Source organism: Micromonospora sp. NPDC052213, assembly GCF_040679695.1.
GTDB lineage: Bacteria > Actinomycetota > Actinomycetes > Mycobacteriales > Micromonosporaceae > Micromonospora.
This window is the reverse complement of record NZ_JBFAVI010000259.1, coordinates 1-6,573: the sequence shown is the minus strand read 5'-3', so window position 1 is coordinate 6,573 and position 6,573 is coordinate 1. Positions and strand designations below refer to the sequence as shown.

The 6,573-nt window shown below is 76.0% G+C and carries 6 protein-coding genes and 1 pseudogene; 4 read left to right on the top strand and 3 right to left on the bottom strand.

The annotated features are described in order from the left end of the window. Window positions 1-236: 236 nt before the first annotated feature. The 3 genes and pseudogenes from AB0L34_RS32295 to AB0L34_RS32285 all read right to left on the bottom strand — a co-directional run. Window positions 237-356, bottom strand: a pseudogene (locus AB0L34_RS32295) (acetyl-CoA carboxylase biotin carboxyl carrier protein subunit); the annotation flags it as partial. 56 nt (window positions 357-412) lie between these two features. Then, a complete protein-coding gene (locus AB0L34_RS32290; RefSeq protein ID WP_363709282.1) occupies window positions 413-2,146 on the bottom strand; it encodes an acetyl-CoA carboxylase carboxyltransferase subunit alpha in 1,734 nt (577 codons plus the stop codon). Continuing rightward, entirely contained in the window at window positions 2,143-2,481 is a 339-nt protein-coding gene (locus AB0L34_RS32285) for a TcmI family type II polyketide cyclase (RefSeq protein WP_363709280.1), read from the bottom strand. The genes AB0L34_RS32290 and AB0L34_RS32285 overlap by 4 nt, the downstream gene beginning before the upstream one ends. Window positions 2,482-2,895: 414 nt before the next feature. Here AB0L34_RS32285 and AB0L34_RS32280 point away from each other — a divergent pair, with 414 nt between their 5' ends. From AB0L34_RS32280 to AB0L34_RS32265, 4 genes are all read left to right on the top strand, one after another. Beyond that, window positions 2,896-3,702: a BTAD domain-containing putative transcriptional regulator gene (locus AB0L34_RS32280; protein ID WP_363709278.1), complete on the top strand. Its 807-nt coding sequence runs from the start codon at window positions 2,896-2,898 to the stop codon at window positions 3,700-3,702. A gap of 125 nt (window positions 3,703-3,827) precedes the next feature. Further along, the gene (locus AB0L34_RS32275; protein WP_357701323.1) at window positions 3,828-4,175 is read left to right on the top strand and encodes a TcmI family type II polyketide cyclase; all 348 of its coding nucleotides are present in this window, start codon (window positions 3,828-3,830) and stop codon (window positions 4,173-4,175) included. Between the two features lie 14 nt (window positions 4,176-4,189). Then, complete coding sequence (locus AB0L34_RS32270; RefSeq protein WP_363709275.1) at window positions 4,190-5,539, top strand: NAD(P)/FAD-dependent oxidoreductase; 1,350 nt, start codon at window positions 4,190-4,192, stop codon at window positions 5,537-5,539. 232 nt (window positions 5,540-5,771) lie between these two features. Beyond that, the coding region (locus AB0L34_RS32265; RefSeq protein WP_363709273.1) for a hypothetical protein at window positions 5,772-6,573 on the top strand (802 nt) is incomplete at its 3' end.

Below are 6,573 nucleotides of genomic sequence, written 5' to 3'. Positions count from 1 at the left end.
CCCGCCCTGATCGCGGTCTGGCAGTCCGGGGCCGGCTACCTGCCGCTGGATCCGCAGCTGCCGGCGGAACGGCTGCGCTACATGATCGAGGCGGCCGGCAGCCCGGTGGTGGTCACCTCCACCGTCGAGCAGGCCACCCTCACCGGCCTGTACGACGGCGTCCTGGTCCTGGTCGCCGGGGTGTCGGGCCGGGCCGCGACGGCCGCCGCCTCCGGCGCCTCCGCGGGCGGCCCGCCGTGCCACTCCACCTCCAGCACCGTGTCGCCGCTGCGCAGCCGCACCCGGCGGACCGGGCCGGCCAGCTCGGCGACCAGGTCCCGGGCGTGCCGCCGCAGCCCGGCCAGCACCGCGTCCACCCCGGACGCCGACTCCGCGCCGGCCGGCGCGGTGTCGACCGGGGCGCCGCCCGCGCTCACCGGGCACCCGCCCGGGCACCGAGGCGGGCCGCGCCGAAGCGCCGGAACCGCTGCCGGCGGCGCCTCACCAGCGTGGCGGGCGGCACGTCCAGCAGCGGCAGCAGGGCGGCCGACACCGCCGCGCCCAACGCGCGCGCGGCCGCCTCCGGGTCGTGGTGCGCGGCCGGGGCCGGCTCGGGCACGAGGTCGTCGACCACCCCCAGGCGGCACAGGTCGGGCGCGGTCAACCGCAACGCGCGCGCCGCCTGCGGGGCGGCCCCCCGATCCGGCCAGAGGATGGCGGCGCAGCCCTCCGGGCTGATCACCGAGTAGACGGCGTGCTGGAGCATCAGCACCCGGTCGGCCACCGCGAGGGCCAGTGCGCCGCCGCTGCCGCCCTCCCCTGTGATCACCGCGACGACCGGGGTGGGCAGCACGGCGAGCGCGAGGATGTTCTCCGCGATGGCCGCCGCCTGCCCCTGCTCCTCGGCGCCCACGCCGGGATCCGCCCCGGGCGTGTCGACCAGGGTGACCACCGGCAGGCCGAGGCGGGCGGCCAGCCGCATCAGCCGCAGCGCCTTGCGGTGCCCGGCCGGGCTGGCCATGCCGAAGTTGCGGGCGACCAGCTCGGCGGTGGTGTGGCCCTTCTGGTGCCCGATCACCATGACGGGCCGGCCGTCCAGCCGGGCCAGTCCGCCGACCACCGCCGGGCAGTCCGCGCCGAGCCGGTCGCCGTGCAGCTCGACGAAGCCGTCGAACGCCGACTCCAGGTAGTCCAGCGTGGTCGGCCGGCCCGGGTGCCGGGCCAGCCGCACCGTCTCCCAGGCGTCGCCGCCCGGCGGGTCGGCCGGGCCCGGCGCCGTCGCGGCACCCGCCTCGCCGGCCGGCCGCGCCACGCCCGGCGACGGCTCCTGCCGGGGTACGGCGGGACGCGCCGCCGGCCGACGTCCCGCCCGGGCCGCGGCGAGCAGCGCCGCCAGCCGGCCCCGCAGGGCGTGCCGGGGCACCACCATGTCGACCTGCCCGTGCCGCAGCAGGAAGTCGGCCGTCTGGAAGCCCTCCGGCAGCGGCCGGCCGGTGACCTGCCGGATCACCCGGGGACCGGCGAAGCCCATCCGCGCACCGCTCTCGGCGATCACCACGTCGGTGTTGGTGGCGAACGAGGCCGCCACTCCCCCGTACGTCGGGTCCGTGAGCACGCTGACGGTGAGCAGCCCCGCCTCCCGCAGCGCGGCGATCGCCTGGCTGACCGTGGCCATCTGCATCAGCGACAGGACGCCCTCCTGCATCCGCGCGCCGCCGGAGGCGGTGACCAGGATCAGCGGCGTGCCGTCCTCCAGCGCCCGCTCGGCGGCCCGGGTGATCAGCTCCCCGACGGCGCAGCCGAGGCTGCCGCCGAGGAAGCGGAAGTCCATCACCGCGAGCGCGCACGGATGCCGGCCGATGGTGGCGGTGCCGCAGACGACCGCCTCGGCCAGCCCGGTGCCGGCCCGGGCGGCGGTGAGCCGGTGCGGGTACGGCAGCAGGTCGACGAAACCGATCGGGTCGACCTCCGCCGGCCGGTCCGGCAGGGCGGTGAACGACCCCGGGTCGACGAGCTGGAGCAGCCGCTCCGGCGCGTCGAGGCGGGCGTGCGTGCCGCACTCGGGGCAGACGTCGAGGTTGCGGCGCAGCCGCTTGCGGTACAGCAGGGTGGCGCAGCCGCCGCAGCGGGACCAGAGCTGCCCCTCCCGGGGCGCGGTGGCGGTCACGACGGCCGCCCGACGGGCGCGGCGTCGAAGCGGTAGAAGCACCGGGCCATGGCGTCGCGCGGCTCCCGCCACGTCGGCAGGTACGGCGAGACGTACGGGCGCAGCCGGGCGCTCACCCGCACGAACTCGGGGTGCCCCCGGGCCGCCTCGACCGCCGACCCGGCCGGCGCGTCCGTCTCCAGCAGGTGCACGTAGAGGTCACCCAGCCGGTACAACGACCGGTGCCGCACCCCGACCAGGTGCGGCAGCTCCGTCGCGTCGGACTCGGCGAAGATCTCGGCGACGCGCGCCTCGGCGCTCGGCACCACCTTCGCGACGATCAGCGAACGGTCCATGGGTGGACCTCCCTCCACGGCGTCCGACGTCGGTGACGACGGCGCCGGCCGAGCCGGACGACTGGCGACACGATGCGGCCACGGGCGTCACGGCGGCGTCACCACGGCCCGCCGCCCGACAACGCCACTTCGTGACGCTGCGTTGACGCAGGCTGTGTATCCGCTGTACAACACCGCTCACCACGGTGGACTATCCGCAGTTCAGAACCGTTTTCGTGGACACGTCGCCGGCGGTCCGATCTCATCCGAAACATTGACCGAGAGTGACTACGATTGATAATCTTCGTCACGGTCAGCCCGGCGACCGCGGCGCGCGACGCCGCGCCGCGGCGGAGCGACCCGACAGTGGGGTCAAGGGCAGCCGCGCCGGGACAGCAGAGGAGTCGGGACGAGCGTTCCGCAGGGGGTGCCGCCGTGGCCGCTGATCCGTCGACGCCGACCACCGGGCGCCGCCCCGGCACGCAGATATCGCTGCACCTGCTCGGCGGCTTCCGGCTGCTGCACGGCGACACCCCCGTCGTGGTGCCGCGCGGCCTGCAACGGGTCATCTCACTGATCGGCCTGCGCCCCGGCGCCACCCGCAGCCACCTCGCCGGGCTGCTCTGGCCCGACGCCCCCGAGGACCGCGCGCTGTCGTCCCTGCGGACCGCGCTGTGGCGGCTACGCCAGGACCCCTGCTGCCCGCTCACCACCGCCGGCGACACCGTACGCCTCGGCCCCACCGTCCGGGTCGACGTCGACGCCCTCATCGGCACGGCCGCGCGGGTACGCGACGGCGACGCCCCGTGCGCCGCCGCCCTCGCCGCCGGCCGACACGACCTGCTCCCCGGCTGGTACGACGACTGGGTCCTCGCCGACCGGGAGCGGCTGCGCCAGCTGCGGCTGCACATGCTGGAGGAACTGGCCGGCCAACACCTGGCGGCGGGCCAGCACGGGCAGGCCCTGGAGGCCGCGCTCGAGGCGATGGCCGCCGAGCCGCTGCGCGAGACCCCGCACCGGCTGGTGGTGCGCATCCACCTCGCCGAGGGCAACGCCTTCGAGGCCGTGCACGCCTTCTACGTCTACCGCGACCTGCTGCTGCGGGAACTTCGGCTCGAACCCTCCGCAGCCATGACCGCGCTGCTCGACGACACCCTCGCGCCCATCCGCGAGGCCACCCGGGACACCCCGACGCCGCCGCGCCGCACGCCGTCCGCCCGGGTCGCGCCCCGCGCCCGCTGAACCGGCGTCACCGGCGCAGCCGCACACGTGACGGGCAGGTGACAGCCGCCCGGGCAGGGTGGGCCGCACAACAATCCCGTGGTCTCCGACACCGCTCGCGGAGCGCCACCGGCGAGAGGGGTCCCATGAGCCGTCTACTGATCGTCAGCAGGATCATCCCGGGCGCGGAGGGTCGGGTCGCGCAGATCTTCGCCGAGTCCGACGCGACCGAACTGCCCGCCCTGACCGGCGTCCGGCACCGGTCCCTGTACTGCCTGCACGACCTGTGCGTCCACCTGATGGAGACCGCGGACGTCGACCCGGACGCCCTGGCCGGCGCCCGCAACCACCCGCTGTACCGCCAGGTCAACGAGCGCCTGTCCGCGCACACCTCGCCGTACCTGCCGACCTGGCGCTCGCCACGCGACGCGATCGCCGGCTGCTTCTACCGCTGGGACGCCGCCGACGCGCCGTCCCCGCACGCGGCCGGCTGAGCGGAGGCGGCCCCATGTCACCCAGACCACCCCACGTCCTGATCATCGGCGCCGGCACCGGCGGGCTCTGCCTGGCCCACGGCCTGCGCCGCGCCGGGATCAGCGTCGCCGTCTACGAGAAGTACCGCACCCGCGGCGAGGGACTGCTCGGCTACCGCGTCGGCATCGGCCCCACCGGCAGCCGCGCCCTGCGGGAGTGCCTGCCGCCACGGCTGTTCGACACCTACCTGGCCACCTGCGCCCGATCCCCCCGCTACTTCAACGTCATCACCCAGCGGATGCGCCAGACCGCCTCGTTCACCCTGCGCCCCGACACCGACCCGGTGGACACCGAACGGTCCGTGGCCCGGATGACCCTGCGCCAGGTCCTGCTCACCGGCATGGAGGACGCGGTCCACTTCGACAAGACCTTCACCCGGTACGAGCAACGCGACGACGGCACCGTCACCGCACACTTCGCCGACGGCAGCACCGCCACCGGCGACCTGCTCGTCGCCGCGGACGGCACCCACTCCGCCGTACGCCGCCAGTACCTGCCGCACGCGGTCACCCGCGACGCCGGCACCGTCAACATCGCCACCCGCATCCCCCTGACCCCGCACACCCGCCAACTGCTGCCCGAACGGATCGAGCAGGGCATCTCGCTGATCTTCGGCACCGGCGGGATGATGGGCGTGCTGCACGTGATGGAGTTCAAGTGGAACGGCGACGGCACGCTGAAACCCGGCGTCGACCCCGCCGACGCCGCGCTGCTGCGCGACTGGCCCGGGCTGCGCCACGACACCACCCGCGACAACATCAACCTGGTCATCTGGAGCACCGCCCGCCGGTTCCCGCCCGACGTCATGCAGCGCCGCGGCGAGGACCTCGTCCTACTCGCCCTCCAACTCACCCGCAACTGGCACCCCCACCTGCGCGAACTGCTCGCCCGCAGCGACCCGGGCAGCGCCCTGCCGATCCGGGTCTCCACCAGCGAGCCGGTGCCGCCGTGGAAGAGCAGCACCGTCACCCTGCTCGGCGACGCCATCCACACCATGACCCCCGGACGCGGCGTGGGCGCCAACACCGCGCTGCGCGACGCCGCCCTGCTCTGCCGGCAGCTCCGGCTGGCCGCGGCCGGCGACAAGACGCTGCTCCAGGCGGTGTCCGACTACGAGGCCGCGATGGTGCCGTACGGCTTCGCCCGGGTCGCCGACTCACTCAACCGCAGCGGCACCAACGGCGACGACCGGATGTACAAACCCGTCGTCGGCCGGCTCGCGCTGCTCGGCGCACGCGGCTACTTCGGCGTCACCAGCCGGGTGCCCCGACTGGCGCGCAAGTTCGTCAACGACTTCTACACCTACCGCGGCGAGGAGGACTGACCGTCCGACCCGGACCCCGGCGCCCGCCCGGCGCCGGGGTCCCCGCGTGCCCGCCCCGCACCGTGCGGACGGCGCCGGGCGACGACGGTCCGTCGCCCGGCGGACACCGCCGGTGCAACCCGTCCCACATGCGCCGTGACCGGCCGATCCTGCCTGCCGCCCGCACGGCACGTGTGCGAAGCTGCGGCGAGTTTTTCTCGGAGTTTCGACGCGAACGAATAGGAGGTCCGCCGTGGCGTGGTCTTTCGGGCACTGGCTGATACTGATCGTGGCCCTGCTGGTGGGTCTGGCCGCCGGATGGTTCTGGCGCGGCCGGCAGGGCGCGGCAGCCGGGCACGGCTCGCCCACGGTGGAGGGTGACCGGGCCGCCGGCATGACCGCCGTGGTGGTCGACCCGCCGCCCGCCGCCACCACCGACGAGGTACGCCCCGAGGTGACCCTCGACCGGGCCCCGGACGCCGTCGCCGACCCCGTGCCCGCCCTCGACGGCCCGGCCGACGCCGGCCCCGCCCCGGTCACCGTCGTCGCCACCGACGCCGGGCCGGCCGACAAGGTCGACCCGGCCGACATGGCGCTCACCGGCGACCCGGTGCCGGCGCCCGACACCGACTCCGTGGCGGCGGCCACGCCGAGCGACACCGCCCCGGATCACCGGCCGGACGCCGAGGTCGTGCTGCCGGCCGCCGCCGGCGTGACCGGCCCCGTCGACCGCGAGCCGGCCGAGGAGCCGACCACCGCCACCGAGCCGGAACCCGTCGCCGCGAACGAACCGGAGCCGGTGCCGGCCACCGCCGCCCCGATCGAGGCCCCGACCACCGAGCCGGAGCCCGTCGCCGTGAACGAACCGGAGCCGGTGCCGGCCACCGCCGCCCCGATCGAGGCCCCGACCACCGAGCCGGAGCCCGCGCGCGCCGCCGGGGCGGAGCCCGTCCCGGCCGCCGAGCCGGAACCCGTCCGGGCCGTCGCCGTCCCCGCCCAGGCGCAGCCCGAGGCCGAGCCGGTCCCCGCAGCCGCCGGCCCGGCGGAGCCGACCC